The sequence below is a fragment of the Solibacillus sp. FSL H8-0538 genome, from assembly GCF_038003525.1.
GTDB lineage: Bacteria > Bacillota > Bacilli > Bacillales_A > Planococcaceae > JBBOPI01.
Map to the genome: position 1 here is coordinate 2,950,236 of NZ_JBBOPI010000001.1, position 25,238 is coordinate 2,975,473.

The 25,238-nt window shown below is 38.0% G+C and carries 24 protein-coding genes, 1 tRNA gene, 2 pseudogenes and 1 other annotated feature; of the genes and pseudogenes, 7 read left to right on the forward strand and 20 right to left on the reverse strand.

Annotated features, from left to right (window positions below; all coding sequences use genetic code 11):
- Window positions 1–291: 291 nt before the first annotated feature.
- From hutH to MHH87_RS14140, 6 genes are all read right to left on the reverse strand, one after another.
- The gene (gene hutH / locus MHH87_RS14115) at window positions 292–1,770 is read right to left on the reverse strand and encodes a histidine ammonia-lyase (RefSeq protein WP_340751004.1); all 1,479 of its coding nucleotides are present in this window, start codon (window positions 1,768–1,770) and stop codon (window positions 292–294) included.
- Between the two features lie 30 nt (window positions 1,771–1,800).
- The gene (gene hutI / locus MHH87_RS14120; RefSeq protein ID WP_340749899.1) at window positions 1,801–3,060 is read right to left on the reverse strand and encodes an imidazolonepropionase; all 1,260 of its coding nucleotides are present in this window, start codon (window positions 3,058–3,060) and stop codon (window positions 1,801–1,803) included.
- Window positions 3,061–3,395: 335 nt separating this feature from the next.
- On the reverse strand, window positions 3,396–5,396 hold the full coding sequence (locus tag MHH87_RS14125) for an ABC1 kinase family protein (RefSeq protein WP_340749900.1): 2,001 nt from the start codon (window positions 5,394–5,396) through the stop codon (window positions 3,396–3,398).
- A 13-nt stretch (window positions 5,397–5,409) separates the two neighbouring features.
- Window positions 5,410–5,844 (reverse strand): OsmC family protein, encoded by a 435-nt coding sequence (locus MHH87_RS14130; RefSeq protein ID WP_340749901.1) that lies wholly within the window; start codon window positions 5,842–5,844, stop codon window positions 5,410–5,412.
- Window positions 5,845–6,075: 231 nt separating this feature from the next.
- The gene (locus MHH87_RS14135) at window positions 6,076–6,690 is read right to left on the reverse strand and encodes a GGDEF domain-containing protein (protein WP_340749902.1); all 615 of its coding nucleotides are present in this window, start codon (window positions 6,688–6,690) and stop codon (window positions 6,076–6,078) included.
- A 105-nt stretch (window positions 6,691–6,795) separates the two neighbouring features.
- Window positions 6,796–7,545 (reverse strand): metallophosphoesterase, encoded by a 750-nt coding sequence (locus tag MHH87_RS14140; RefSeq protein ID WP_340749903.1) that lies wholly within the window; start codon window positions 7,543–7,545, stop codon window positions 6,796–6,798.
- 105 nt (window positions 7,546–7,650) lie between these two features.
- On the opposite strand from MHH87_RS14140, the gene MHH87_RS14145 reads away from it, so the two are divergent.
- Window positions 7,651–7,723 (forward strand) — tRNA-Val (locus MHH87_RS14145).
- A gap of 163 nt (window positions 7,724–7,886) precedes the next feature.
- Here MHH87_RS14145 and MHH87_RS14150 read toward each other — a convergent pair.
- Window positions 7,887–9,380, reverse strand: coding sequence for a transglutaminase domain-containing protein (locus MHH87_RS14150; RefSeq protein WP_340749904.1), 1,494 nt, complete (start codon window positions 9,378–9,380; stop codon window positions 7,887–7,889).
- 490 nt (window positions 9,381–9,870) lie between these two features.
- Window positions 9,871–10,099, forward strand: a binding site (T-box leader).
- 86 nt (window positions 10,100–10,185) lie between these two features.
- On the opposite strand from MHH87_RS14150, the gene MHH87_RS14155 reads away from it, so the two are divergent.
- From MHH87_RS14155 to MHH87_RS18945, 3 genes are all read left to right on the forward strand, one after another.
- Window positions 10,186–11,547 carry a sodium-dependent transporter gene (locus MHH87_RS14155; protein WP_340751006.1) on the forward strand — a complete coding sequence of 454 codons (1,362 nt, stop codon included), beginning with the start codon at window positions 10,186–10,188 and terminating at the stop codon, window positions 11,545–11,547.
- A gap of 144 nt (window positions 11,548–11,691) precedes the next feature.
- Window positions 11,692–11,844: a hypothetical protein gene (locus MHH87_RS18940; RefSeq protein ID WP_445683099.1), complete on the forward strand. Its 153-nt coding sequence runs from the start codon at window positions 11,692–11,694 to the stop codon at window positions 11,842–11,844.
- A gap of 121 nt (window positions 11,845–11,965) precedes the next feature.
- Entirely contained in the window at window positions 11,966–12,259 is a 294-nt protein-coding gene (locus tag MHH87_RS18945) for a transposase (RefSeq protein ID WP_445683100.1), read from the forward strand.
- 78 nt (window positions 12,260–12,337) lie between these two features.
- Here the strand turns inward: MHH87_RS18945 and MHH87_RS14165 are convergent, their stop codons facing one another.
- From MHH87_RS14165 to MHH87_RS14220, 12 genes and pseudogenes are all read right to left on the reverse strand, one after another.
- Window positions 12,338–12,604, reverse strand: coding sequence for a transposase (locus MHH87_RS14165; protein WP_340749905.1), 267 nt, complete (start codon window positions 12,602–12,604; stop codon window positions 12,338–12,340).
- A 53-nt stretch (window positions 12,605–12,657) separates the two neighbouring features.
- Entirely contained in the window at window positions 12,658–13,998 is a 1,341-nt protein-coding gene (locus MHH87_RS14170) for a D-serine ammonia-lyase (RefSeq protein ID WP_340749906.1), read from the reverse strand.
- Between the two features lie 68 nt (window positions 13,999–14,066).
- A complete protein-coding gene (locus MHH87_RS14175; protein ID WP_340749907.1) occupies window positions 14,067–14,387 on the reverse strand; it encodes a DMT family transporter in 321 nt (106 codons plus the stop codon).
- 40 nt (window positions 14,388–14,427) lie between these two features.
- Window positions 14,428–14,757 (reverse strand): DMT family transporter, encoded by a 330-nt coding sequence (locus MHH87_RS14180; protein ID WP_340749908.1) that lies wholly within the window; start codon window positions 14,755–14,757, stop codon window positions 14,428–14,430.
- Between the two features lie 29 nt (window positions 14,758–14,786).
- The gene (locus MHH87_RS14185; RefSeq protein ID WP_340749909.1) at window positions 14,787–15,659 is read right to left on the reverse strand and encodes an HAD family hydrolase; all 873 of its coding nucleotides are present in this window, start codon (window positions 15,657–15,659) and stop codon (window positions 14,787–14,789) included.
- 27 nt (window positions 15,660–15,686) lie between these two features.
- A complete protein-coding gene (locus MHH87_RS14190) occupies window positions 15,687–16,469 on the reverse strand; it encodes a DeoR/GlpR family DNA-binding transcription regulator (RefSeq protein ID WP_340749910.1) in 783 nt (260 codons plus the stop codon).
- A 27-nt stretch (window positions 16,470–16,496) separates the two neighbouring features.
- Window positions 16,497–17,510: an ABC transporter ATP-binding protein gene (locus MHH87_RS14195; protein ID WP_340749911.1), complete on the reverse strand. Its 1,014-nt coding sequence runs from the start codon at window positions 17,508–17,510 to the stop codon at window positions 16,497–16,499.
- Entirely contained in the window at window positions 17,510–18,382 is an 873-nt protein-coding gene (locus MHH87_RS14200) for an ABC transporter permease (protein WP_340749912.1), read from the reverse strand. The genes MHH87_RS14195 and MHH87_RS14200 overlap by 1 nt, the downstream gene beginning before the upstream one ends.
- 140 nt (window positions 18,383–18,522) lie before the next feature.
- A pseudogene (locus tag MHH87_RS18950) lies at window positions 18,523–18,645 on the reverse strand (ABC transporter permease); the annotation flags it as partial.
- 693 nt (window positions 18,646–19,338) lie between these two features.
- A complete protein-coding gene (locus tag MHH87_RS14210; RefSeq protein ID WP_340749914.1) occupies window positions 19,339–20,154 on the reverse strand; it encodes an alkaline phosphatase family protein in 816 nt (271 codons plus the stop codon).
- The gene (locus MHH87_RS14215; protein ID WP_340749915.1) at window positions 20,144–21,256 is read right to left on the reverse strand and encodes an ABC transporter substrate-binding protein; all 1,113 of its coding nucleotides are present in this window, start codon (window positions 21,254–21,256) and stop codon (window positions 20,144–20,146) included. Before MHH87_RS14215 ends, MHH87_RS14210 begins: the two co-directional genes overlap by 11 nt.
- An 884-nt stretch (window positions 21,257–22,140) precedes the next feature.
- A pseudogene (locus tag MHH87_RS14220) lies at window positions 22,141–22,574 on the reverse strand (cell wall hydrolase).
- Between the two features lie 271 nt (window positions 22,575–22,845).
- Between MHH87_RS14220 and MHH87_RS14225 the strand changes: the two are divergent.
- From MHH87_RS14225 to MHH87_RS14235, 3 genes are all read left to right on the forward strand, one after another.
- Complete coding sequence (locus MHH87_RS14225) at window positions 22,846–23,613, forward strand: hypothetical protein (RefSeq protein ID WP_340749916.1); 768 nt, start codon at window positions 22,846–22,848, stop codon at window positions 23,611–23,613.
- Between the two features lie 154 nt (window positions 23,614–23,767).
- A complete protein-coding gene (locus tag MHH87_RS14230; RefSeq protein ID WP_340749917.1) occupies window positions 23,768–23,941 on the forward strand; it encodes a Zn-dependent hydrolase in 174 nt (57 codons plus the stop codon).
- The gene (locus MHH87_RS14235) at window positions 23,928–24,506 is read left to right on the forward strand and encodes a Fic/DOC family protein (RefSeq protein ID WP_340749918.1); all 579 of its coding nucleotides are present in this window, start codon (window positions 23,928–23,930) and stop codon (window positions 24,504–24,506) included. Before MHH87_RS14230 ends, MHH87_RS14235 begins: the two co-directional genes overlap by 14 nt.
- 91 nt (window positions 24,507–24,597) lie before the next feature.
- Here the strand turns inward: MHH87_RS14235 and MHH87_RS14240 are convergent, their stop codons facing one another.
- Window positions 24,598–25,167 carry a protoporphyrinogen oxidase gene (locus tag MHH87_RS14240; protein ID WP_340749919.1) on the reverse strand — a complete coding sequence of 190 codons (570 nt, stop codon included), beginning with the start codon at window positions 25,165–25,167 and terminating at the stop codon, window positions 24,598–24,600.
- Window positions 25,168–25,238: the final 71 nt, after the last annotated feature.

Below are 25,238 nucleotides of genomic sequence, written 5' to 3' on the forward strand. Positions count from 1 at the left end.
CTCTCTCTTTAAGTCCTCCTATTATAGCAAAATATTAATTGTTCTCATTGAAATCTGTCCTCGAATATTTCTTAATACTTATACTTCCCTCGCATTTATTGACTATACGGATCCAGAAATAACATTATCACAAGACAATAATTTAACACGTATGGAACTAGCAGCTTGGATGGCTGATTTTTTCGGATTACAAGGTAGCACTTGTAGGTATCGTTTTTTGGAAACGTAAATCTACTAAATAGACAAATAAATAACCCAGATGTCCCCCAAAACTGAGGGCCATCTAGGTTTTTACGGTGCTAAGTACAGCGCAAGCATTTCAACATCTTTACTAAAAATTCGGTCTCCCGTAATTGCAGGAACTATCGCACGCACCTCCTGCCACTTTTCAAACAGCTTTGGCGCCATTAAATCCGTTCCCCGATATTCTGCTGCCTGTGCCGCACAAAAGGCCTCAATCGCTAGCACTCGCCTAACGTTTTGAATAATAGAATAAGCATGACGTGCCCCCGTTGTTCCCATACTGACATGATCCTCTTGATTGGCCGAAGACGGAATGGAATCAACCGATGCCGGGTACGCCAGCGTTTTATTTTCTGAAACTAAGCTTGCCGCACTATACTGCAAAATCATGGCGCCCGATTGCAAACCAGGCGCTGCACTTAAAAATGGTGGTAATCCTACGTTTAATGAAGGATTGACTAAACGCTCAATGCGCCGCTCGGACACATTAGCTAATTCGGACATGCCAATTTTTAAAAAGTCCATTGCAAAGGCAATCGGCTGCCCGTGGAAGTTCCCACCTGAAATAACGAGTGCCCCGTCCTCAAAAATAAGCGGATTATCCGTTGCTGCATTCATTTCAATTTCCAATTTATCTTTAACATAACCGAGCACCTGCCAGCTAGCACCATGGATTTGTGGAATGCATCGCAAGGAATACGGATCTTGCACGCGCATCTCCCCTTGAACAGTTGTCAGCTGGCTCCCTTTTAGCCATGCTCGCATACGTGTGGCAACATCACTTTGCTCCTTAAAGCCGCGCGCCTCATGCACGGCCGGGTGAAACGCATCAAGGATTCCGCGCAAGCTCTCTAACGTCATTGCCGCAATCCATTCACTAGCATACGCTAGCTTTTCCGCTTCAATATAATTGACGACGCCTTGCGCGGTCATTGCCTGTGTACCATTAATGAGAGCAAGTCCTTCTTTTGCACGAAGTTCAATCGGCTCAAGTCCTTGCTCAGCCCATACTTCATTTGCTGGCCTCTGCTGACCATTTACCACAACTTCCCCTTCACCAATAAGGGCGAGCACTAAATGCGAAAGCGGCGCTAAATCACCGGACGCACCGAGCGAACCTTGCTGAGGAATCACCGGATGAATAGACGCGTTTACCATAAATTCTAAGCGCTCTAACACCTGTAAACGAATACCTGAAAATCCTTTTAATAACGCATTTAATCGCAGCACCATCATTGCCCTAGAAACAAGCTCTGGAAATGGCTCGCCTAAACCGCACGCATGCGAACGAATTAAGTTTAACTGAAGCTCATTCACTTCCTGCTCGGCAATTTTTAAATCACTAAATTTCCCAAACCCTGTATTAATCCCGTACACCGTCTTACCTTCTCTTACAATTCGCTCAACTGCTTGACGGCTTTTTTGAACACATGCCTTTGCTTCCTCATCAATCTTGATTTTGGCACCGTCATACAAAATCGACTTCATTTGCGCAATTGTTAATGCACTACCGTTTAGTATAATCATCATTTTTCGCATCCTTTACGTAAAATGAAATTAACCTACAACTTTCACGCCCTTTTTCCATACTTCATGTACATGATTCACACCAAATATATAGTGGAGCTTTTGATAATTGGGCACATCCCATACAACTATATCTGCCTGTTTGCCTACTTCAATGGAACCAATCTTGTCCGCCATACCAATCGCACATGCCGCATTATACGTTGCCGCACACAGTGTTTCAGCTGGACTCATTCGCATAGTCATACATGCTAGGTTCATGACAAGAGGCATAGATGTCGTAGGAGAAGAGCCAGGATTACATTCTGTTGAAATCGCAACAGGCACACCTGCAGCTATCATATCTCTCGCACGTGCTGGTTGTTCCTGTAAACATAGAGCCGCAGCAGGAAGTAAGCACGCAATCACACCTGCATCTGCAAGTGCCTCAATGCCTTCATCACTTGTTTTTAATAAATGCTCTGCTGAAATCGCCCCAACTTTAGCTGCAAGTTGTGCTCCATCAGAAGCCTCCATTTCATCTGCGTGGATTTTCGGAATTAATCCGTGCGCCTTACCTGCTTCTAAAATGCGCTCGGCTTGCTCCGTTGTGAACACATCTTTTTCACAAAACACATCACAAAACTTCGCTAACTTTTCTTTGGCGATGTGGGGAATCATATCGTTCACGACTATATCAACATACGCATCTGCATCGTCCTTGTATTCTTCTGGGATGGCATGTGCCCCCATAAAAGTTGAGACAATTTCCACAGGGTGCTTTTCATTTAAGCGTTGCATTATACGTAATTGCTTCAGTTCTGTTTCTAAATTTAAGCCATATCCACTTTTACTTTCCAACGTTGTAACACCGTGCGCTAAAAAGGAATCGAGACGTAACGCGGTCGTATTGTAAATATGCTCTTCTGATAGTTCGCGTGTTTTTTGCGTTGTCGCTAAAATGCCACCCCCAGCATTTAAAATCTCCATATACCCTTTCCCCTGGATACGCATTTCGAATTCAAATTCCCTGCTGCCCCCATGCACAATATGCGTATGCGGATCAATTAATCCAGGCGTCACGATTTTACCAGTGGCATCCACAATATATGCTTCACTCGCACGTGGTGTACAAAGTGGAATTAATTCCTGCATGGTCCCAACTAGCTGAATAACTCCATCCTCAATCCAAACACTTCCACCTTCGATAATACTAAGCTCAGACATTGCCTCTTTTGTACGTGGCCCTTTATGGTCGTTTTTTAATGTAATAAGTTGTGCAGCATTTTGAATCCAAACTGATTTTGACATTTTTGCATCCCCCTTTGTATCATATGAACGATTAATCGCCTCGTAATTTTAATCCGAATCTTATATTCCATTATTAGCTATAAAATACATTTTTTCCACACGTATTTTCTTATATTCCCTAAACTAATAGGCTCATATGTTTAGAAAAGCACAGTCGCGCCTATTTGCACGCGACAAGCTGCTTGCGAAGTAAACGCTTCACGACTTTCGCCCCTGGAATAGAAGCGACCTCAAGCGTACGGCACAAATGCCTAGACATGGTTAAAAAGTTATACTTACTTAGCAAAAAAAAGATTGCTTCCAACGTGTGACATCACGCTCGAGGCAACCTTTACTTATTGCGTTCGCTTCATATCTCGAATCGCCTGGATTGACAGACGTACGAGTAAAATCGCACATAAAAACAGTCCTAAATATGCAGCTGTATTTAAATAGATCGCATAAGCGCTATGCATAAACTGCGAAATTGCAAGCAACGCGACTGAAATGATCCCAAATGTAATCCCGACGAATAATAGCACAAGCCTTGAAAATAGCTGCGTCACAAACATGGCATTTTTCTTATCGGAGAAAATGTCATGATGCAGTATGATTTTGCCGCTCTCAACCTTTTTAAAGAGTTGATCTATGCGTCGTGGTAGCTTGCTCAAATTCGGTAGTATCATTGCAAGTTCTTCTTCAATACGGTCCTTCGTCGCTAGTGGTTCCTTAAACGGCTGCTTGAGGCTTGATTTAATATAGGCGTTTGAGAAATTCTTTGCCTCACTAAAAATATCAAAATTCTCATGAATAATTCGTAGCGTCCCGTCCAATGTCACAATTGCTCGAAGTGCTACACTTACGGCTGGGTAAAAGTGCAAACCAAATTCACGGACAACGGAAAATAATGAATAAATAAGCTCATCAGTTGGAATGCGCTCAACATAAGCAATTTTCAACATAATTTGGCTGATGGCCTGCTCAATTTCCTGTCGTTCTACCTCATCTGCATTTTCCACAAGTAACGTAATCCCATCAAAAATAACTCCTGCATCATTCTGATGAATACCTACTAAAAATAACTTTAACCCTTCCTGCTGTTGGCTCGCCAGTCTCCCTACCGCACCAAAATCAAGGAGCGTCGTGGCGCCGGACCAATTATCAATATAAATATTTCCTGGATGTGGATCCGCATGAAATATCCCTGAAATGAGTGCCTGTTCTAAAAAAGAGTAAAGTAAGGTTTGCGCAAATTCATGACGATCGATATTAAAGTGCTCAAACACTTCATCACCATTTGTTACAGACTTGCCTTCCACATATTGCATGACAAGCAGATTGGCATTACTATGCTCCGCATAAACACGCGGAATATTCACTTTTAGCAAGCTTTTCTTCATCACATTTGTAACTTGTATCATATTGCGTGCCTCAATATTAAAATCAATCTCTTCGCGCAGTGCATGCGCGAAACCAACTGCTAGTTCACGGAAGCCCAAGTTTTCCGCCCACTGAGATTTACTTGAAACCCAGTTCGCAAATTCAACTAAAATACTTAAATCCTCACGCATAATATTCCTGACATCCGGTCGTAAAAGTTTCACGACAACTTGTTCATTCGTTTTACGCAAAATAGCCCTATGAACTTGACCAATAGATCCAGCTGCAAGTGGCTCTTCATTAAAATAAGAGAAAACTTCTTCGACTTTCACATTTAAATTATTCTTTAAAATGGTGTTAACCTGCTCTTTTGAAAGGGGTCGAACGTTTTTTTGTAATTTTTCTAGTTCTTCGATAAATACCGGTGAAAATAACTCTTTACGCGTTGAGAGCACCTGACCGAACTTAATAAAAATCCCGCCGCACTGTTCGAGTGTATCGCGTAGTGCTTTTGCCAATTCACGTTCATCATCACGGTACCTTGCATACTTCATCGTACGCGTAATTCCATTCGTCACAGCAATACGTAGTACTTGACGCAATCGCTTCTGCTGACGCCAATAGCTATACAAGGTTTTTATTAGGGAACGTTTTCCGGTCATTCGTTCACCGTTTTCGTTTAATTCAATCGGATCAAATAGCTCGAAAAATAAATAGAGTAGCATCGAAATTAATAACATACTCCCTATCCACAAAAGTGTTGCCACATTGACCACATTCGGCATGAGACCTTTCTCTAAATAACTCGTTTCACGTAAATACGTATACCAAAATACAAAGGTTGTAAAAGACACACTTATAACTACGGATAAAAATCGCTTCGTTAAATTAATATTCGAGCCAATTAATCGACCGCTTACGAAATAAATAATAACGGAAACGATAATTATTTGAATGATAAACGGTATACCACTCATTCACTCACATCCCTTAATTCAATGTAATAGTTAGCTTAATTTCCACATTTCCTCTAAGTGCCTTACTAATCATGCAAGTTTGCTCCGCCTTTTCACCTAAACGGTGGGCCATTTTCTCATTGCGCTCAGAACGCTCCTGCAAACTAATCGTGACATGATGAAGTATTTGTTCATAAGTAAAGACGCCATTTGTCACGTCCACGATTCCTTCCGATTGCAATTTAAGCTTGGCTTCAATTCCGCTCCGCTCAAGCATGGCCGCAAGTGAAATAATATAACATGTTGCCGCAGCTCCGAGTAACATTTCATCTGGATTAGTACCAATACCTGGTCCATCCATCTCCTCAGGAATAGAAATCTCTGTTTTTAATTTCATTGCATCTAAACTGCCGACATCATTTCTACCACCTGGCCAATTAATATTCGTAAAAAATTTGTGCTGTCCCATTAATCCTCTTCCTATCCCATTACTTTTTTGTCAGAATAATATGTTTAAATCACTATAACATGTTTAAAAGGTGTGAATACAATATACGCTTCGTCATCTATAAAACAGTCATCAAATAGCTCCACAATACTTTTCGACTAGCGCTAATTCGTAAGTTACAACAAAAAACGGTAGTTGGAATATGACTTCCAACTACCGCTGATATTATTAATACACTTAGTCCCTACTTATTTAAATAATCGAATACTGATTGCGGCCCTTGTGCTTAGACTGCTTTAGTGCCTGCTGGGCTAAATCAAATAGTTCCTCAAATTTGTTAATTGCGCCTAATTCATTATGGGCAATACCCATGCTTACTGAAAGAGGAATCACCTCATCCTCCCATATAAACGCACTTTCTTGAATATGGGTAAATAAATTAATTGCTTGATCAATTCCGCCCTCAAACGAACAATAACGCCAAAATACGGCGAACTCATCATCGCCAGCACGGGCCACAAATGCATGCTCACCTTGAAGTAACTCCTCACAGACATTCGCTAAATGCACAAGAATTTGATCGCCTACAGGATGGCCATACAATTCATTCACTGATGCAAAATAATCAATATCAATTGTTGCACAAATCACAACATGATTACATAAAGCCGCTTCCTCTAACCATGCCTTCGCTGTGTCAACTAAAAATTGCTCAGTATAGCTTCCCGTTAACTGGTCACACTGCCCTAACTCTTTTCGTTCAGTTTGACGACATGATATTATCTTCGCTTGCATACCTTTATCATGAACACGTCCACACACATGGACCCTCACCTGCTGCTCATGTAATCGCTGTTGCCTCTGCATCTTTATCACCCCAACAAAAAGTAGTCATTAAAACAATATACCTTTAATATATGATTAATAAACCTAATTTATTGTAGTTATGTAAATAAAATCTCCAAAGTCTTCTCACGTCGCAATTTTTAAGACAGTAGTTGAAATACCCTGTGCTGTAACACCATGAACGATCATTTCATTTGAGCCTTTTTCAAAAACAACACCGTTCAGTCGGCCATTTTCATATAAACTTCCGCCATCTATGCCGATTTTTTTACTGCAAGGAGAAATCCAAATTTGGCTACTTGCTTCTTCATTTAAATAAATTGTTGGTGTATGCCCAAAAACAATTGTTTCCTTTGCCATATGTGGAAACTTTGTAAATTCATCGCGAATCCATAAAAAATCCTCTTCCGAAGAAAGTGAAAAATCCTCTACATAGGGATCAATCCCCGCATGGACAAATACAAAGCCTTCCCACGAGTAATAAAATGGACAATTTTCAATAAATGATAGCAAATCCGTATGACGTTCTTTCATCATTTGTGCAATTACCGTATCTGTCGAGTGCTTCGGTAAATCAACTATTGAAAAACTCTGAATCGTTGCAGCTCCACCAACATTAAAAAAGCTATTCGCTTCAAGCTCTGGATGCTTCAGCCACTGCAAAAACATCTGTTCATGATTTCCCAGTAAAGCAACCGCAGCATGTGTTTCCGTCAGCTCCTTCACTTTTCGCAAAACATCCAAGCTTTGCGGACCACGATCTATATAATCTCCGACAAAAACGAGCTGCTCCTCGCATGGATTCCACTTCAGCAAGAGCTTCTCAAGCAATTCAAAATTCCCATGAATATCACCAATCGCAAAAACTTTCTCCATTGTGCTCACCCCTCAAAAATAAATAACCAAACCCTATCCAATATCATACTTATATGTTATTATTGCTCTATAAACAATTATATCATTAGTCGATTATTTTTTAACGGTCTTGTAGCTCAGTTGGGAGAGCACCACCTCGACAAGGTGGGGGTCGCTGGTTCGAGACCAGTCGGGACCATCCTATTGAAGAAGCCTGTAAACGTTGATAATTCAATGTTTACAGGCTTTTTTTGAGGAGAAGCATCTATCAATGGAATAACCTACATTTACCTGTTGCAGCTAATTTAAGTGTAATCGCTGAAATCAAAAAACTCTTGCCCTATATTCCGGTAAAGGTCCTTTTAGCTAAACGTAAGCTTCGTACTTCGCTCAAGCATTACTTCAATTGCATCGTGACGTTCAACGTAATCCAGGAGCTGTCCTGAAGGTAGACGCAGTTGCACGTCACTAGGTATTAACAACTTTGGAATTATGAGGATAGCTGGCTTTGTTAGCTGGACTTCCCTTCTCATAGTCGTCATATTAACCTCTAAGCCTTTATGCAGTAATAGATCGACCGTCAGCTGCTTCATCGAATCCTGTAAAAGTAGTCGCATGCCGTCCTTACTCTCAAATGCGACGCACGCTTCTTTACCTTCATAGCTACCAAACCAACTATCGCCAAAACTAAGTAATGGCACAACTGTATCGGGTAAATTTTTGGCCACTCCCAAATGTTCTTCATTTGACTCCGATTTTGTCAAAATAAATTGCTCATCATTTTCATATGTCACGACGATACGCGCTTCATTGGACTTGATGCGTGTTACCTTCTCATCGCTAAGCTTATGTAGCACTCTTGCTTCAACATCATACATATATAAATAGCCATGGTCACTATAATTGCTAAAATACAATTGCTTGTCGTGCATCGTACAAAATTGCGCACGCACCTCGAGCTCTTTTTTAAAGACTAGCTTCGATAGGTCAATTGTCGCTAACTGTGCTGTTTTCGGATGCGGAAAATAAAGTGTTCCGTCGTAAAGAGCGGCGTCATAAAGGGCCGCGAGTTTTTCGAAGCGGTCACTTGTACACGGCGGATAATGGTCCAAATCCCACTGATGGTCACGCTTGAAAAATTCGTCCGAACGTAAAAAATAACGGTAACGGATTTCGTGCGTAGCTGTTCTTGTGCCAAGATCATTCCATGTCGCATCAACATGATACCATTCACCGTCTAGCTTCACCATATTCCACGCATGTCCTAGGTCGCTTTCGCCGTCAGCCTTCCCGACAACGTAATAGCACGGAATGCCAAGCTCTTCCATCATTTTCTCAAACAACAGTGCATATGCCATACAAACGCCCTGTTTTTCATGCATGAACGTATATACCGTAAACGGCGAGCCTTGCGTCTGCATTTCATAATCATAAGCTCGAATAATGTAATCATGCACGGCAACGACTTTTTCAACATCGTTCATCGCTGTATGCGTAATTTGTTTTAGTATGTGGCGAATTTCGCCCACGACCCACTTTTCTTCCTCACGTGACATACGGTAACTGAGCGTAAATTCTATCTTCACACGGTTTTTGGATGTGGACATGTAACGCGTACTACGACTTGCACAATGCTGTGTATAAAACGGATGCTGTAAATGGCATAGGTCAAATACTTCTTCTAAAAGTGCATCCATCGATTTCGGCAATCGTCCATTCACTTGTAGCGTAAATTTGCGGTCCATCCGTTGCATATGTGCAACAACGGCTGGTAATAACTGTTTTGCTGTAATCGTCGTCGCCTTCATTCCCCCACTTGCTTGGAATTGTTGTAACGTTTCAAAATAAATGGTCATCATTTCTCCTTCATACATTTTAAAAAATTTTATATTACACTGATTTCGGTTAGTAAAGTAGAACTATCCAAACAAACGTTTAATACTCTTCAAATGATTTAGTAGCCTTTTAAATCGATTCTATATTCAACCAGTAGAATAAAAACTACCATAACTTTCCCTTTAATATACCGCAGTACTTAAAAAATGCCCAACCGTAAATTTCGCGCGCAAAATCATGAGGTGTTATCTGAATCTGGCCAAGCAAAGATTAACAATGACTTAGTATAGCCTATCCATCAAGTTAGTTGGTACCAAATGTTCACGCTAAATAAATTAGGAAAGCATTCTGTTCAACACAGAACATTTTCCTGGATTATAAACCGCCTCAGCGTCTTGTGTATGCAGGAAATTAATTGTAGTAATTATTTCAAATAATATTAAATTCTGAAAAAAGAACTTGACCTTCGGATGTTATCATACTATAATTTCGATTATTATTCTAAAAATCAAATGAGCGTTGACGAGAACATATTAAGCTAGATCTCCCTGTTGGCAGAGAATCAGTGGTTGGTGGAAACTGATACAAAGATCTATGTGAATTTCATTCTTCGAGCTTTTTTTATACTACAACTTAGAACAAGTAGTATAAAAACGGATTAAACCGTTATTTAAACCAAGTGGGAAACATGGTTTGTTTCCAATTAGGGTGGTACCGCGTGAACAGCCACGTCCCTATCGTTACAGATAGAGACGTGGCTTTTTTTGTCTTTTTCTTTGTTTTACAGAGGTTGAGACGCAATAAAAATAGATTGGATTGATTAGCATTCAAACATCAGAGCAATGGTCATCGAAGATTGGTTTTATTTTATCTGCTGCTGGATCAGCTATAGGGGTAGGCGCAATTTGGAAGCTTCCTTATGTAACTGGCGTAAGCGGGGGAGGTGCATTCTTTCTTCTATTTATTTTATTTTCTTTGTTTATAGGTTTTCCATTATTATTAGCAGAGTTTATTATTGGGAGAAGCACGCAGAAAGAAGCAGTTAGTGCTTATCGTACTTTAGCGCCAAATACAAGTTGGCATTGGGTCGGAAAGTTAGGGGTATTTACCTGTTTCCTATTGCTATCGTTCTATAGTGTAATTGGCGGTTGGATTGTTATTTATTTTGCCAAAGGTTTATTTGGTGGAATCATTAGTGAGAGCGCAGATTATGTTTCCATCTTTAACGAAACAATTGGAAATCCTGCCTTAGTTATTGGCGCACAATTTGCATTTTTAGCGATCACTGTTTTAGTCGTTGCAAAAGGGATTCAAAATGGGATTGAAAAAGTAAGTAAAATTTTGATGCCTGCCTTATTCATCCTATTTTTTGTTCTAATCATTCGCTCACTTACACTCGATAATGCGATAGAGGGTGTGAAATTCTTTTTAGCGCCTGATTTTTCAAGTATTACATCTCAAAGTATTTTGTTTGCTATGGGGCAAGCTTTCTTCTCTTTAAGTGTCGGCGTTTCCGTAATGGTGACGTATAGTTCTTATCTTTCGAAAAAAGAAAGCTTAATTCAACCGGCTATTTCGATCGTTTCCATGAATTTATTCATTGCTTTATTAGCAGGATTAGCCATCTTCCCAGCTGTATTTTCTCTAGGTTTAGAGCCTGCTGAAGGACCTGGATTATTGTTTGTTGTACTACCTGCTGTGTTTGATCAAATCATTTTCGGAGAAGCTTTCTTATTAGGATTTTTAGCATTATTTTTATTCGCCACATTAACCTCCGCCTTTTCTATGTTAGAAATCATTGTGGCATCTCTCTTGAAAGGCAAAGAGGAGCAACGTACAAAATATGCCTATATCATTGGTGTTTTAATTTTCATAGTCGGCATTCCTTCAGCATTATCGTTTAGTGTGTTTGCTGATATTTTAATCTTCTCGAAGAATATTTTTGACTCAGCAGATTATTTAGTTAGTAATATCTTAATGCCACTTGGCGTGTTTTTAATCTCGATTTTCGTACCACTAAAGATTAAGAAAAGCACTTTACGAGAGGAACTTTTACAGCATTCTCGTCTAGGAGCCACTGCATTTACTATTTGGTTCTTTATTATGAAGTACATTATTCCGCTAGTCATTATCATCGTGTTCCTTGATATTACGGGCATACTTGATAAAATCATTGGGCTTTTTTAGCTTAACACCACCTGCTATTTAAGTGCACAAATAGAAAGTGCTGAACGCAAGCAGAGTGGACTAACATAATTTTATAAGACAACATAAAACACCTCCAATTGGAGTACGTTGAAAATACGTACATAAATTCGGAGGTGTTTTTGCATGGGCAAAACAAATTATGCAGCGGATATTAAATGGGCAGTAGTAAAGGAAAAAATTACAGGTGAGTTAACAAATGAACAACTCATGATTAAATATGGTATTAAAAATAGATCACAAATTAATTCATGGATGATATGGTATAGAAACAATTAACTCTATCGATTTGACCAACCGATTGGCAAGCAATATTCCTATGGTCATGGTCCTGAGGGTCAATCAGAAACAGATAAAATGAACCGAAAAATGGCGCAGAAACTATCCAGAAGGTGTGATTGTGCATTCGGATCAAGGAAGTGTGTACACATCGTATGCGTATCAAAATTATGTGAAGGAAATGAATTTGGTAGGGAGTATGTCGCGTCGTGGGAACTGTTGGGACAATGCGGTTATTGAATCGTTTCATGCGATTTTGAAAACAGAAGAATTTCAATATGTAAAATTTAATTCGTTATCATTGGAAGAAGTACGCAAACGTGTAAACGAATATATTTTGTATTACAATGAGGAACGAATTCAAGAAAAATTAGACTACTTGACGCCAAAAGAATTTGGTCATCAAGCAGCCTAAAATAGGTGTTTTATGTGTGTCTCAAATCGTTATGTCAGTTCACTTAAAAGGATTTCTAATTATTTTCATTATTTACATTTAGCCCATATATCGGTCAAGATTGGGAATAAGCTTTTCACTAAAGTGATACCCCTCATTGATTGCGAAAATTCTTGATTGTTTTTGATTATCTTTTTTCATGCTTTTCTCGAAAGCCTTTTCTCCATGATATTGATATTTTTGCACCCAATAGTGAAGTTTACTTGCAGAAATATTTACTTCTTTTGATAGATTAGTAAAACCTTCATTTCCATTTAAGTACTGTTTTACGAGTAGTAATTTCAATTCACTTGTATATTTAGTCAATAAAAAAGCACCCCAAATTATAGACAGTGTCTAAAATTTGGGGTGCAGTTCATTTAAAGTGATAACGTTACTCCTTTTTTATAATACTCATGCATTATTTCTTTAGGAACCATACTTCCACCAGTGGCCCACATGAGATGTAAAGAATTTTTCATTTTATCCTTTAAGTTATGATTTTTTAAATACTCCTTACCTTGTTTCTCATTCCATAATTTTACTGGTCCTATTACACCTGCTAATGCAGAAGGCTCTAGGTGAATATTTTCTGTATCGGCCAAAGTGCTCAATAATTCAAATAATCCATTGTCACTTACCGTATAACTTCCGCTTAATAAAGATTCAATGATTGGACCAACGAACCCTGATGGTCTTCCGACCGCTAGACCATCTGCTGAAGTTATGTTGTCAATTCCAAAATCTTGTACAGTCACCTTATCATGTAGCCCTGTCATCAGTCCAAGTAACATACTTGGTGAATGTGTAGGTTCTGCAAAGAAGCAATGTACACAATTTTGATATATTAGTTTCAAACCATAAGCTACTCCCCCAGGTCCACCGCCCACTCCACATGGAAGATAAACAAATAGCGGATGATTTTCATCTACTATTACATTTAAATCCTCTAATTGTTGTTTTAATCTGCTTGCTGCCACTGCATAGCCTAAAAATAGATCATGAGAGTTTTCGTCATCAATGAAGTAACAATTCGGGTTGCTATACGCCTGCTTTCGCCCTTCTTTTACGGCTTCGCCATAATCTCCCGTATATTCTATAACCGTTACTCCTTTGCTTTTTAAAAGATCTTTTTTCCATTTCTTTGCATCAGCAGACATATGGACTGTTACTTTAAAGCCTAATTTGGCACTCATAATGCCTATACTCAACCCTAAGTTGCCCGTAGATCCCACTGCGATTGAGTATTGCGAAAAGAAGTTACTGAATTTTTCACTAGCAAGGATGGAATAATCATCATTTACCGTCAATAAACCATGTTTAAGAGCCAACGTTTCTGCGTGTTTCAATACTTCGTAAATACCGCCGCGTGCCTTAATGGAACCTGAAATAGGGAGATCGTTGTCGCATTTTAACAAAAATGTCCCTTCTAACGGATGCTTATACATGTTTGATAATTTTTTTTGCATCGCCGGGATGGGTACAATAGGAGATTCAATGATTCCGTTGAGGTTTCTTGTTTCAGGAAAAACTTTAGCAATGTATGGAGCAAAACGCTTTAATCTTTCTTCGGCATCTTTTATATCTTTTTCATTAAACGGAAGATAATCACCATTTTCTTGAAATGGTTCGTATTTAGGATTTGACCAAAACACTTCCTTTGTAGCAACTAACTCGTTTATTAAAGGATATTCTTTTATCCATTCTTGAATAGTTTTCATCTCTCTTCTCCTCCATAGGGATCGTACCTTTTATCGGTATCTACTTATTGCCATTTAAAACCGTGATTTTAATGTCCAGAAGTCATTTTAATACCTACAGCTCCTGCAATAATACACATAATAAATAGGGTTAATCTTAAACTTCTAGGTTCATTAAAGAAGAACATTCCTGCTAAAACACTTCCAACCGAGCCGATACCGGTCCATATTGCATAGGCAGTCCCAACTGGAAGAGAAGTTAAGGACAACGAAAGAAAATAAAAGCTTAAACTCCCCAAAAAAAGACACGTTACAGATGGGCGAAATTTTTTAAACCCGTCTGCATGTTTCAGGCTTATAACACTACCAATCTCGGCAAATCCGGCAATAAGAAGAAAAAACCAAGCCAATGAATCATCCCCTAACCTTGTATAAATCATTTCATTTTCTTTAATGTTTAGGTTGTGCTGGACTAACTTTTATTCCAATTATACCCAATATCATTAAAGCCAAAAAAAATACTTTCAATGGATTAATGGTCTCTCCCAAAAAAAGCATCCCAGTTACTACTGTTCCCACCGTTCCTAATCCAGTAAAAATGGCGTAACCAGTTCCTAAGGGAATTGAATGTAAGGCTTTTGAAAGTAAAAAGAAACTTAAGATTATAATAACTACCGTTACTATACTTGGTATAATTTTTGTGAATCCGTGTGAATATTTAAGACCGATCACCCAGACAATTTCTAAAAGTCCTGCCATTAAGATATATATCCATGCCATTTTATCGCACTCTCCTTCGGCATTGGTACTTATTTTTGAACCGAGAAGTTCTCTATATACCGGTAAATTGCATAAGCTACCCCATCTTCATTGCTTTTAAGAGTTGTCGTTGTACAAACAGCTTTTATGGTAGCTTTCGCATTTCCCATTGCTACACTGTATCCCACTTTCTCGAACATGGATAAATCATTGTTGCTGTCCCCGATGGCCATAGCCTGACCTAAGGAGCCATTTATCAAGAAAGCCAATTTTTCAAGGGCCATTCCTTTTGAAGCCCTTTTGCTTGTAATTTCAATGTTATGATCGGCAGACGAAACAACCATTAACTCATCAAAATTTTCAAATTGGTTCCATGCTTCCTCTAATTTCTTTTTATCAAACGAACATGCTAAAATATTATAAAATTCTTCCTCCTTTTTTAAGATCTCATGATAGTTTTCAACTAAAACATATCCAAACTGATCAAACTGTCTTTCCGCTACTTCAACTAATTCTTTTATATTTGAATCCAAATCTGCGCTTTTCAACCTTTGAATCTCATTATGGAAATGATCTCTACCCTTTTTAAGAGTATATATGGCTTTATTAGTAAACACTTCGTAATAATAATTCCGTTCATCTAGCCATTGGAGAATAGATTCGACACGATCTTTAGTTATCGTAATAGAAGAAATACACTCCCCATTTTTTGAATGAATGGTTGCTCCATTTGTCCCGATTACGAATGGAGAAATCCCGGCTTTTTTGCAAATTTCTTGAACATCAAAATAGGCACGCCCTGTTGAAATAACTACTTCAAAGCCTCTATCTTGGGCATATTGAATCGCCTTTATATTTTCATCACTAATTTCATTCTGGTCATTTAATAATGTTCCATCTAGATCTGTTGCAATGAGACTCATATTTTATTGCTCCTTTTAATAAATTTACTATGCTTGAATCATATTGATTTTCTCTAATTTTAAATGATTTCTCCATTCCTCTGGAAATGGTTGCTCGCAGACAATTACATCGACTTTTTCTAGAGGACAAACTTTACAAAATGTGTCGACACCAATTTTAGAGTAATCCGTTAGTAATATAACTTGCTTTGATACCTCGACCATCCTGCGTGAAACTAATGTTTCATGTAGATGATAATTACTAACCCCTCTTTGAATAGAAACGCCACCAGCTGAAATGAACGCTTTATCAATATTAAATTGATTTAACATTTGTTCAGTGAGACCGCCGCATATAGATTGCTGCTTTGGATCAATTTGTCCACCTAGTAATAGAATTTGACCTGTAAACTTATTTTGATTGAGCGATTCGGTCAACACAGACGACACAGGAAGAGAATTGGTTAAAATAGTAATGTCTCTTTTATTTTCAATACACTGCGCAAATTCAAGCATGGTTGTCCCTACATCAATGATAATCACATCTCCGTTAGAAATGAGTTCTACTGCTTTTTTGCCAACCTTAACTTTCGCTTCTTGATTCACCGTTGTACGTTTTGTAAATGGAGGTTCCTCAAATTCAAAGACTGTTTTAATCGCTCCACCGTAAACCTTCTTTAAAAGTCTCTTTTCCTCTAACATCATCAAATCGCGTCGAATCGTTTCCTCTGAAACATTAAATTGATCAACTAATTCCATGACTTTTACTTTTCCTGTTTTATTCAGTTCTTTTAAAATTTCGTTCTTTCTTTCTTCAGGTAGAACAGACATATTTCTCGCCCCGTTATCATTCATAATTTATAAAATAATACACTCTTTCTTTGGTAAAAACATTTGAACACGTGTTCCTTGTTCAAACATTGTTCCTTGATGATGAAGATAGTCTACATAGAAAGAGGACTCTTCTGTTTCTACCTCATATCTTAAAACATTCCCTATCATAGAAACATCTTTAATAACCCCTTTAATAACCCAGTTCTCTTGTAAATCCAAGCTACCCTCACCAACATGAACTAATTGTAAAACTTCAGGACGAATGGCCACTTCATTTCCTTTTAATTCTGTGCAACGAACGAGTTTACGGAACACTTCCATAGTACAAACATTGTAGTTGCCAATAAACTTTGCAACAAATGTATTGACTGGAGAAGTATAAATTTCCGATGGAGAACCGGATTGTACAACTTGTCCTTTATTCATGACAAAAATTCGATCAGACATCGTCATGGCTTCTTCTTGATCATGCGTAACAAAAATAGTTGTAATATCTAATTCTTTCTGTATTCTCTTTAATTCTTTTTGCAAACTTTTTCTAATTTTAGCATCTAATGCGCTTAAGGGCTCATCCAAAAGCAGTACTTTCGGCTCCATGACAAGCGCACGGGCAAGAGCAACCCTCTGCTGTTGTCCACCAGATAATTGATGAGGATAAGACTCTTCTTTTCCTATTAAATCCACCATCTCAATCATCTTTTTCACTCTTGATTTAATATTTTTTACTTTCTTCATTTTAAGGCCGTATGCGATATTATCAAAAACGTTCATATTCGGGAAAAGCGCATAAGACTGAAACACCATACCAACTTCACGCTGACGCGGTGATAAATTAGTAATATCTTTTCCATCGATTAAAATACTTCCTGCATCAACTTCCTCAAGTCCTGCAATGGCACGTAATAATGTACTTTTTCCGCATCCACTTTGCCCAAGAAGTGTAGCAAATTCACCTTTTTTCAAATTTATAGAAATATTATTTAAAACGACTTGATTTTCATATCCCTTAATCACTTGGTCAATAGTTACATAGCTCATTATTTTTCACCTTCTTCAGCAGTATTTTTATGACGGTTTTGTTTTTTTAAAAACGAAAGAATTCGCTTCTTATTTGACACGACACCATTTTTTTCGCTTTTTAACGTAAGTTTTAATACGGTCCCCGTTAACAGTAAAATCATTGAGTAATAAGTAATAACAATTGCACTTGTTAAGTGGCCGCTGCTGTTTAGTTTGTCTGCAAGATAAATTTGAATGGTTTCAAATCGGCCACCGACAAGCAAATTGGCCATGGCAAACTCACTAAATAAAAGAGCGACTGATAATAAAGTAGACACTAAAATTCCAGATATAATATTTGGGAACACTACTGTACGAAACGCCTGGAATTTTGTGGCACCTAGTAATTCAGCTGCATCAACCAACTGTACTGCATTAAGCGTACGAAGACTGTTACGAATACCTTGATACATAAATGGTAAAATGGTTATGAAATAAGCACCAATTAAAATCCAAGGCGTTCCGGCAATTTGAATCGGTCCATCTGAATATACCTTGATTAATCCAACAGCTCCAACAATAGGAGGAATACCATAAGGAAGCATAGCTGCTGCTTGTAGCAATCTTTCCCACTTACTGAAATATACTGTGATGATAAAAATAGTTGGTAGCATAATAACAACACTAAGACCTACAGACATGACAATTAAAAACAGCGTTCTTCGAAAAGCATCATAAAACCGTTCATCTTGAAATAATTCTAAATACCATTTCATTGTATAACTCTCAGGTAAAATAGTATGATCCCATTTACCAGCAATTGAGAATAAAAATGTTCCTATAAGTGGAATTAATAAATATATAACTAGTAATCCAACAATCACTTTATGGAAAGTTAATGAAGCTTTCATCGTAAGTCCCTCCTAATGCGGCGCATCATTCGTTCATTGAACCACATTGAACCTATCATGGTTGCTGCTAGAAGCACTCCCAACGCACTACCTAGCTGCGGCTTTAATGCAACGTCACTAGCAACTAGTGATGCAATTTGTAACGACAATAAGTTATAGTTGCTGCCGACCAATGCATAGGCTGTAGCGTAAGCTCCCATCGCATTAGCAAACAAAATACTGAATGTACCTACAATACTAGGTAAAAGAACTGGAATCCCGATGTGAAGCCAAAATGAGAATGATGACCCTCCTAATAATGAAGAGGCTTCTTTCCATTGTTTCTTAATTCCTTGATAGGAAGGATAGATAAGCATAACGGCAAGTGGAATTTGGAAATAAATATAAACGAGAATGAGACCTGTCCACGAATACAAATTAAAATCCGCAAACACTTCCCAACCAAGCTTGGCAAAAAGCAATGTAAACAATCCATTATTTCCAAGTAAAATAATATATGAAAATGAAAGGGGAATCCCCTCAAAATTCGACGTCATATTAGCAATCATCAATAGACGGTTTTGGATTTTTTGTGAGAACTTTGTAATTGAATAGGCAGCAATGACAGCAATAATGACAGAAACTACAGCAGAAAATAAGGAAATGACAAGACTATTTTGAATGGCTTGTAAGTAAAATTCACTTTTAAATATGGTGATATATTGATTAATCGTAACTTGTATTCCATCGTCTGCATAAAAACTATTTTTAATCATTGCCACTAAGGGCCCTATTTCAAACCCAATCACAAACATAATAAATGGCAGTAAAAGAGCTAATAAGTAAACTTTTTGTTTTTTTATTTTTCTCAAGACTTCTCGCTCCTCTTTGTTCTCTAACAATTGGGGAATTGGTTTAACAGTACGTTCGTTAAACCAATTCCAGCCAACCTTCATTCTTCAACTGGTAAATTCGCCCTAAAGACCTGGCAATTGATATGAAATCATTTTATCGGACGGCTCAATATTCAAAAATTCACAAACGAGCGGTGCAAAAGCTAATTGCGGAACTACATCATTGTAAACGCCAGGTTCAACTTTTGGACTAATAATGAAGAGCGGTACATCACGCTCACCATCCGTTATGCCGCCATGGTTCCCAGTTTCACTCATGCCATGATCAGATGTAATTAAAATGTGGTAGCCTTCTTTAATCCAAATTGGCAAAAGTTGTGCCAACAAGCTCCCCATTTTTAAGATTTGTTCACGATATTCTTTCGATTCTGAACCAAAAATTTCTCCTTTTACATCTACACTAAGCGGATGGATATATAAAAAGTGTGGGTCATACTTTCTGCGTAAAGCTTCTGCATCCATTAACACATGACTGTCTGGATAGTCATCATCCCAATAAAATTTTCCGTATTGAATCGGTTTGGACTCATCCTCTTGCTCACGATCTTCAATAAAATGGAATGGCGCTCGATTATACAGTTCGCTTACCCAGTAATACGATGCCGTTCCATTTCTTAAGCCATTTTCTTTCGTAAGGTGAAAGAGACTTTTCTCGGTAGATAGACGAACAGCTTGATTAGACGTAATTCCGTTCACTGATGCTGGTGTACCCGTTAGTAACACCTCATATAATGGGCGGGAAAGACTCGGCAATTCCGACTTTACTTTATAAAGTGCCGCCTGATTCGTTTCAACTAAATGTTGAATATATCCAAGAGCTTCACATGCTTTATCATATCTCATACCATCAACAACAATTGCTATTACTTTATTTGACATGGACTAACACCTCTTCTTGCCAAATTTGTGGTAACGTTTTAGCCGTTGCTTCCCACGATTTGTAATCTTCAACTGGTTTTGCATTTTTGTACTGCTCTTCTGGAACCATTTTTTCAGCTACTTCTTTCGGAAGTTCTACATCACGAATTGGACGGGCAAATCCTTTAGCTAAGTTAATTTGTCCTTCATCGCTTAAAATATATTCTCTCGTTGCCATCGCTGCATGAGGATGTTTTGCATATTTGTTAATAATTGTTGCGTAACCACTAACTACTGAACCCTCACTTGGAATGCTCACATCAAATTGATCGCGGCTGATTTGTTCAGCGTAACCAAGAGCATTGAAGTCCCATACTAAGGCAACTTCCACTTCCCCTTTTTCGATGTTAGCTGGTTTAGCATCTGTTAAGCTTAGACGACCTTGCTTAGCAAGCTTCGCAAAAAAGTCAATTCCTGGTTGAATATTTGTTTCATCACCGCCGTAAGCCATCGCAGCAGCAAGAACGGCCATTTGGTTCTGTGCACCACGCTGAACATCTCCAACCGTTACTTTATAATCTCCTTTTAATATGTCATCCCAAGATTTAGGCGGGCTATCTACTAATTCTTTATTAGTAAAGAATGCAATTGTTCCTTGGTAGCCAACAACCCAATCCCCGTTGTCATCTTTTGCCCACGCAGGAACATCATCCCAATAAGATGTTTTATAGGCAAGCGTTAATTCTTTTTGTTCCGCGATTGGCCCAAAGGCAATCCCTACATCGCCGATATCAGCTGTCGCATTCTCTCCTTCAGATTCCATTTTGGCAATCTCTTCGGCACTCGATAAATCTGTATCATTGTGTTCCAATGTATATTTTGTCATCACTTCATTCCACGTTTCGCCCCAGTTAGCCCATGAATCAGGCATACCGACACTATTAATTGTTCCCTCTTCTGTTGCCTTTGTTTCAATTTCTTTCAGGGTTAACGAACTTGTTTCCTTAACAACTGGTGCAGCCTCCTCTTTAGTAGCTCCACAAGCAGCTAATCCTAGTACACTCATCCCTAACACTGCAACTTGAATAGACTTGTAACAATTCTTCTTGTAAGTGTAATTCATAAAAAATGCCTCCCTATAATGTGGTTTTTTTAATGTTTATTACTGTTTGTTACGGTTTAATAATAATCTGACAGTATTAATACCTCATTAATCCCACATTAAGACTTTGTAAATCCAATTTTTATTTCTCCAGTTCATCAGCTTTTATTCTCATAATTGAGTCCCAATAGCAAAATACAGAAACAAATCCACTTTTCATTATTTTTGTAACCGTATGGACGGTTGATTTAGGTAAACTCCTTAAATTCTCCCTCCAGCGACTAAGAAGCCAAAATAAAAAGAGCAGCAAAAAAGCGAGGCCACTGAAAAACTTAAGTTTTTATAATGACGAATCTTTTTCAGTTAAGAATAAGGCACTTCTTGTTCAATTTTGAACAGGAAGTGCCTTATTTCTTTCTCTATGCCTTACTCTTTTTCATTAAGTAGCTTTAATATTCGTTTCAGATTAACAGCGAATATCGTTGTGGCACCTTGAATTTCCATGCCAAATAGACCCGCAGCCGACACCGTATCGTACTCGCCCCCAGAAAAGCGTTCGCCGCAACGGAAATCAACGACATCGAAGAAAAAAGCCAGTTCTTAAACGATGTCTCGTTCAAGAACTGGCTAAACTACTTTATAGGCTTTTTCAGTGGCTTCACTAATCATGAAGTTCCCTTTTTATTTCGTGAGATAAAATTACACCAAAACAAGGTTTGGAAAAAATAGGATTCGGTTAGGGTTTGAAGCTTTTTTTCAACCGATAACTGTTACATTACCTACAAGAGTTTAATCGAATGAATATTGTTGGCTAACAGTACCTACGACTGAAAATGTTGTACTCAAAGCATCAAAAAGGAAAAATTTCAATAAAACTCCTAAATTAAAAATAGCTCCTAGACAACCTAACCGTTATAAACACTTTCACATGTTCCAACTGCTGGTTCATAAAAACAATGACTTTTAAATTGACCAGCAAAAGGTTGACCGTACCATGTTGGAGGGCATGGAGCATATGGATTAAAATACCAAAGCGCATATTTCCCTGGGTGATCGCTCCAATAATCCAAAGCCTGTTTTGCTAATTTTTTTCAGTAGGTCTCGCTCTTTGATAAAATAAATTCCCTTTTTGAACAGCTTCAAAAGAATAATTTCCTCCTTGTACCTGATAAATGACATCTTCAATTGTTCTTACATCTTTAAAGTCTAGACAATCTGCTATAGCACGATTAACAATAACATTGCCAACATATAACATCCCTTGTTTTCCTTCAGCTTCTGCTCTCATCATCCTTGCCATTAAGTCAATATCTGCATCTCGGTATTTTACTCTTGGCATTTTTTTCATCTCAAAAAGATAGTATGAAAAAAATCCTACATTGATGTCATTGTTTATAAAATAAGGACGCTTAGTTTTTAAGGCTTACAGTTCTTAAGGGACTGTCAATATTTTGATTGTTTTTATTGGCTAATGCAACCGAGCTAATGGCCAACACGTGGGTGGTCATGGTGGCAGTATGTTGTCACTTCTAATCATTTTTCCCATAAAAAACAACAATGTAATTTAACACAGCTATGTTATACGCATAATATATAGAAGGGGGGAACATATGGGATTATTCATTAATAACAGTCAGCACCCGGGAGTGTTTAAAAATAACAGCCAACTTACCGAAACAAATCAAGTCGAGTTTCGGAGCGATTATTTATCGGAGTTCGTAAAGGAACAACAAGCCTCGAATAAATCATTTCATCAAGCAATTTATAGTTTAAAAAATTCTCAAAATAAATTTAGTCAGCAACAATTAATCCAATGGAAACAAATCGACAAACGTTTACGCGAGTTACAAGAACTTACTTCTCAACACGAAGAAATTGAACGCCAAGTAATGGAGTGGTTGGAAAAACTAGAGGCCCGAAATACGGAGCTTCACACGATGATGACGAATGAACAGCTAGAAAAGAAAAACTTAATAAATCAAGTCGAGAGTATCGGTCAATCTCATGGGGAAATCGAACATCTATTGAATCAATTTGGTGAGACAAATGAAGAAATTTTTAATCGGCTCGACCAATTTGCAGAAGTAAATGATGAAGTCGTTAATTGCTTAGAACAAGTTGGGTCAACTAATGAGGAAATCATCGTAAAAATAGATGAACAGCATACGCTACATCAAACAATGGCGAATCAAATTTCTACTATTGAACAAACACAAAAAGAATTACTAAATCGTGTAGATACTCATGAAGGATTAATGGATAAAATATTACGCCAAATAGACAATATGCGTTTCATTTTGTATGAACGAACAAACTTTTTAGAAGAAAAAATTGAAAAGGCATATGAATATTTTAGTCGTATCTATTCAAAGAACTGATCTGCTTCCATTTTATAAACCCTCTAAACGTAATTCTAGTTTGGAGGGAATTTTTGTGTTCTTTTATCTATTAGGCGCATCTGAACGCTTTAGTTATTATTCGCTTCATCTCTCAGAAAAACGTATAATTAACTTCTAAGAAAGGGGCGGCTTCATGAAACAAATTACACTAAATTCTAAAGAATTTAATCAAGTTTTGAAAAACCTTCAGCTTGAAAACATGTCTCTCACTCCCTCACTTCAACTAAAAGCATTAGAAATCGTTAACTCGAGGGTAGAAATCACATCGGACCTCATTAAGGACGCTTTGAATAATGTCAAAATATAACGAGCATCATAATGACGACTATTTACTAAAGCACAATCTGTTAGGTGTGACGACATTTGAGAAATTAGCGGAAGCTGAGGCATTTGTATTCTCCATTCGCGCTTTGCAAGTTGAACAACAAGCATATGAAATTCATTCTTTTACATTAAATGAATTTAAACTGCTACATCATCATCTGTTTCAAGACGTTTATCCGTTTGCAGGGGTTTTCCGAGATGTGCAGCTGATGAAAGGCATGACTCGTTTTTGTCAGTTCCAATATATTGATTTGTACGCAGAAGATTTATTTAAACAATTACAAAAAGAACCGATTTGGACTACCCTTGAAGAAGCAGCGAAAAGACTTGCTTACTACAAGGCCGAGCTTAATATGCTTCATCCATTCCGTGAAGGCAACGGCAGGACAACCCGTATTTTCATACAAAAATATGCCGAATCCCAAAACATACGATGGCATTATGCGAAAATGGAACGCACCATCTATATTGATGCGATGATTAGGTCAAAGGGCTATCTTGATAAACTCGAAAGTATTTTTTTTAAAACAATTGAATTCATAGATTAATAGAACCCCCTACAAATTGACATGTCAATTTGTAGGGGGTTCTTTGTAGAAGCTTAAAATCTACGCCACTTTTATAACGGCAATCTACTAGTTACACTTCCACTTTCTCTATCAATCGGAATACAAATGTATATAGTATTTCATACACTTGCTCCAATGTTAGTTGGTCGTTAAAATCATCCATCGCTTCAAGCGCGATATTCATTTCCCATAAACTTTCTTGCGCGTTAAATGCGACACTGCATTTCGCTCGTTCAATATCCAAGCTAGATAGCAAATGCGCTTGAATATCTGTTTTATGTTTCTTTTGTAGCTGCACTGCAAATAACGCAGTATATGCCTCAAACTCTTCGTCAAACTCTAACGCAAATGCATCCACACGCACGCGGTCCAACTCTTCTGTCGCCGCATAAATAAATTCATTTTGATGCGCTTTTAAATAATGTATCGGTGTCGCTAAAAACGTAGCCTCTTCCTCTGCAATCAACTCTTCTGATTCCTTATCACAGCGCTCTAACACTTCAAACTGGAAATGCTTTCGCCCTGCTATTACACCTTGTGGCAGTAGGTTGTGCTTTTTTGCATATGCCTTCTCCACCTCAAATAACGCAAGCTCCTCCCCCTGCTCTGAAATGTAGACTTGCATTCGTTTTTTCAACATATTGTTAACTCCTCCAAAGATCAAATGTCATGTATTAGTATAGCGTAGATGAAGATATGTTGTGCTTTTTT

What these genes read in the sequence shown, in the direction of transcription:
- MHH87_RS14185 (WP_340749909.1), bottom strand. Translation starts at nt 15,659, where the DNA reads ATGAGTCTCATTGCAACAGATCTAGATGGAACATTATTAAATGACCAG.
- MHH87_RS14180 (WP_340749908.1), bottom strand. Translation starts at nt 14,757, where the DNA reads ATGGCATGGATATATATCTTAATGGCAGGACTTTTAGAAATTGTCTGG.
- MHH87_RS14230 (WP_340749917.1), top strand. Translation starts at nt 23,768, where the DNA reads ATGAAACAAATTACACTAAATTCTAAAGAATTTAATCAAGTTTTGAAA.
- MHH87_RS14170 (WP_340749906.1), bottom strand. Translation starts at nt 13,998, where the DNA reads ATGAAAACTATTCAAGAATGGATAAAAGAATATCCTTTAATAAACGAG.
- MHH87_RS14195 (WP_340749911.1), bottom strand. Translation starts at nt 17,510, where the DNA reads ATGAGCTATGTAACTATTGACCAAGTGATTAAGGGATATGAAAATCAA.
- MHH87_RS14130 (WP_340749901.1), bottom strand. Translation starts at nt 5,844, where the DNA reads ATGGGACAGCACAAATTTTTTACGAATATTAATTGGCCAGGTGGTAGA.
- MHH87_RS14240 (WP_340749919.1), bottom strand. Translation starts at nt 25,167, where the DNA reads ATGTTGAAAAAACGAATGCAAGTCTACATTTCAGAGCAGGGGGAGGAG.
- MHH87_RS14135 (WP_340749902.1), bottom strand. Translation starts at nt 6,690, where the DNA reads ATGCAGAGGCAACAGCGATTACATGAGCAGCAGGTGAGGGTCCATGTG.
- MHH87_RS14235 (WP_340749918.1), top strand. Translation starts at nt 23,928, where the DNA reads ATGTCAAAATATAACGAGCATCATAATGACGACTATTTACTAAAGCAC.
- hutI (WP_340749899.1), bottom strand. Translation starts at nt 3,060, where the DNA reads ATGTCAAAATCAGTTTGGATTCAAAATGCTGCACAACTTATTACATTA.
- MHH87_RS14210 (WP_340749914.1), bottom strand. Translation starts at nt 20,154, where the DNA reads ATGTCAAATAAAGTAATAGCAATTGTTGTTGATGGTATGAGATATGAT.
- MHH87_RS14140 (WP_340749903.1), bottom strand. Translation starts at nt 7,545, where the DNA reads ATGGAGAAAGTTTTTGCGATTGGTGATATTCATGGGAATTTTGAATTG.
- MHH87_RS14225 (WP_340749916.1), top strand. Translation starts at nt 22,846, where the DNA reads ATGGGATTATTCATTAATAACAGTCAGCACCCGGGAGTGTTTAAAAAT.
- MHH87_RS14125 (WP_340749900.1), bottom strand. Translation starts at nt 5,396, where the DNA reads ATGAGTGGTATACCGTTTATCATTCAAATAATTATCGTTTCCGTTATT.
- MHH87_RS14215 (WP_340749915.1), bottom strand. Translation starts at nt 21,256, where the DNA reads ATGAATTACACTTACAAGAAGAATTGTTACAAGTCTATTCAAGTTGCA.
- hutH (WP_340751004.1), bottom strand. Translation starts at nt 1,770, where the DNA reads ATGATTATACTAAACGGTAGTGCATTAACAATTGCGCAAATGAAGTCG.
- MHH87_RS14150 (WP_340749904.1), bottom strand. Translation starts at nt 9,380, where the DNA reads ATGACCATTTATTTTGAAACGTTACAACAATTCCAAGCAAGTGGGGGA.
- MHH87_RS14190 (WP_340749910.1), bottom strand. Translation starts at nt 16,469, where the DNA reads ATGTCTGTTCTACCTGAAGAAAGAAAGAACGAAATTTTAAAAGAACTG.
- MHH87_RS14200 (WP_340749912.1), bottom strand. Translation starts at nt 18,382, where the DNA reads ATGAAAGCTTCATTAACTTTCCATAAAGTGATTGTTGGATTACTAGTT.
- MHH87_RS18940 (WP_445683099.1), top strand. Translation starts at nt 11,692, where the DNA reads ATGGGCAAAACAAATTATGCAGCGGATATTAAATGGGCAGTAGTAAAG.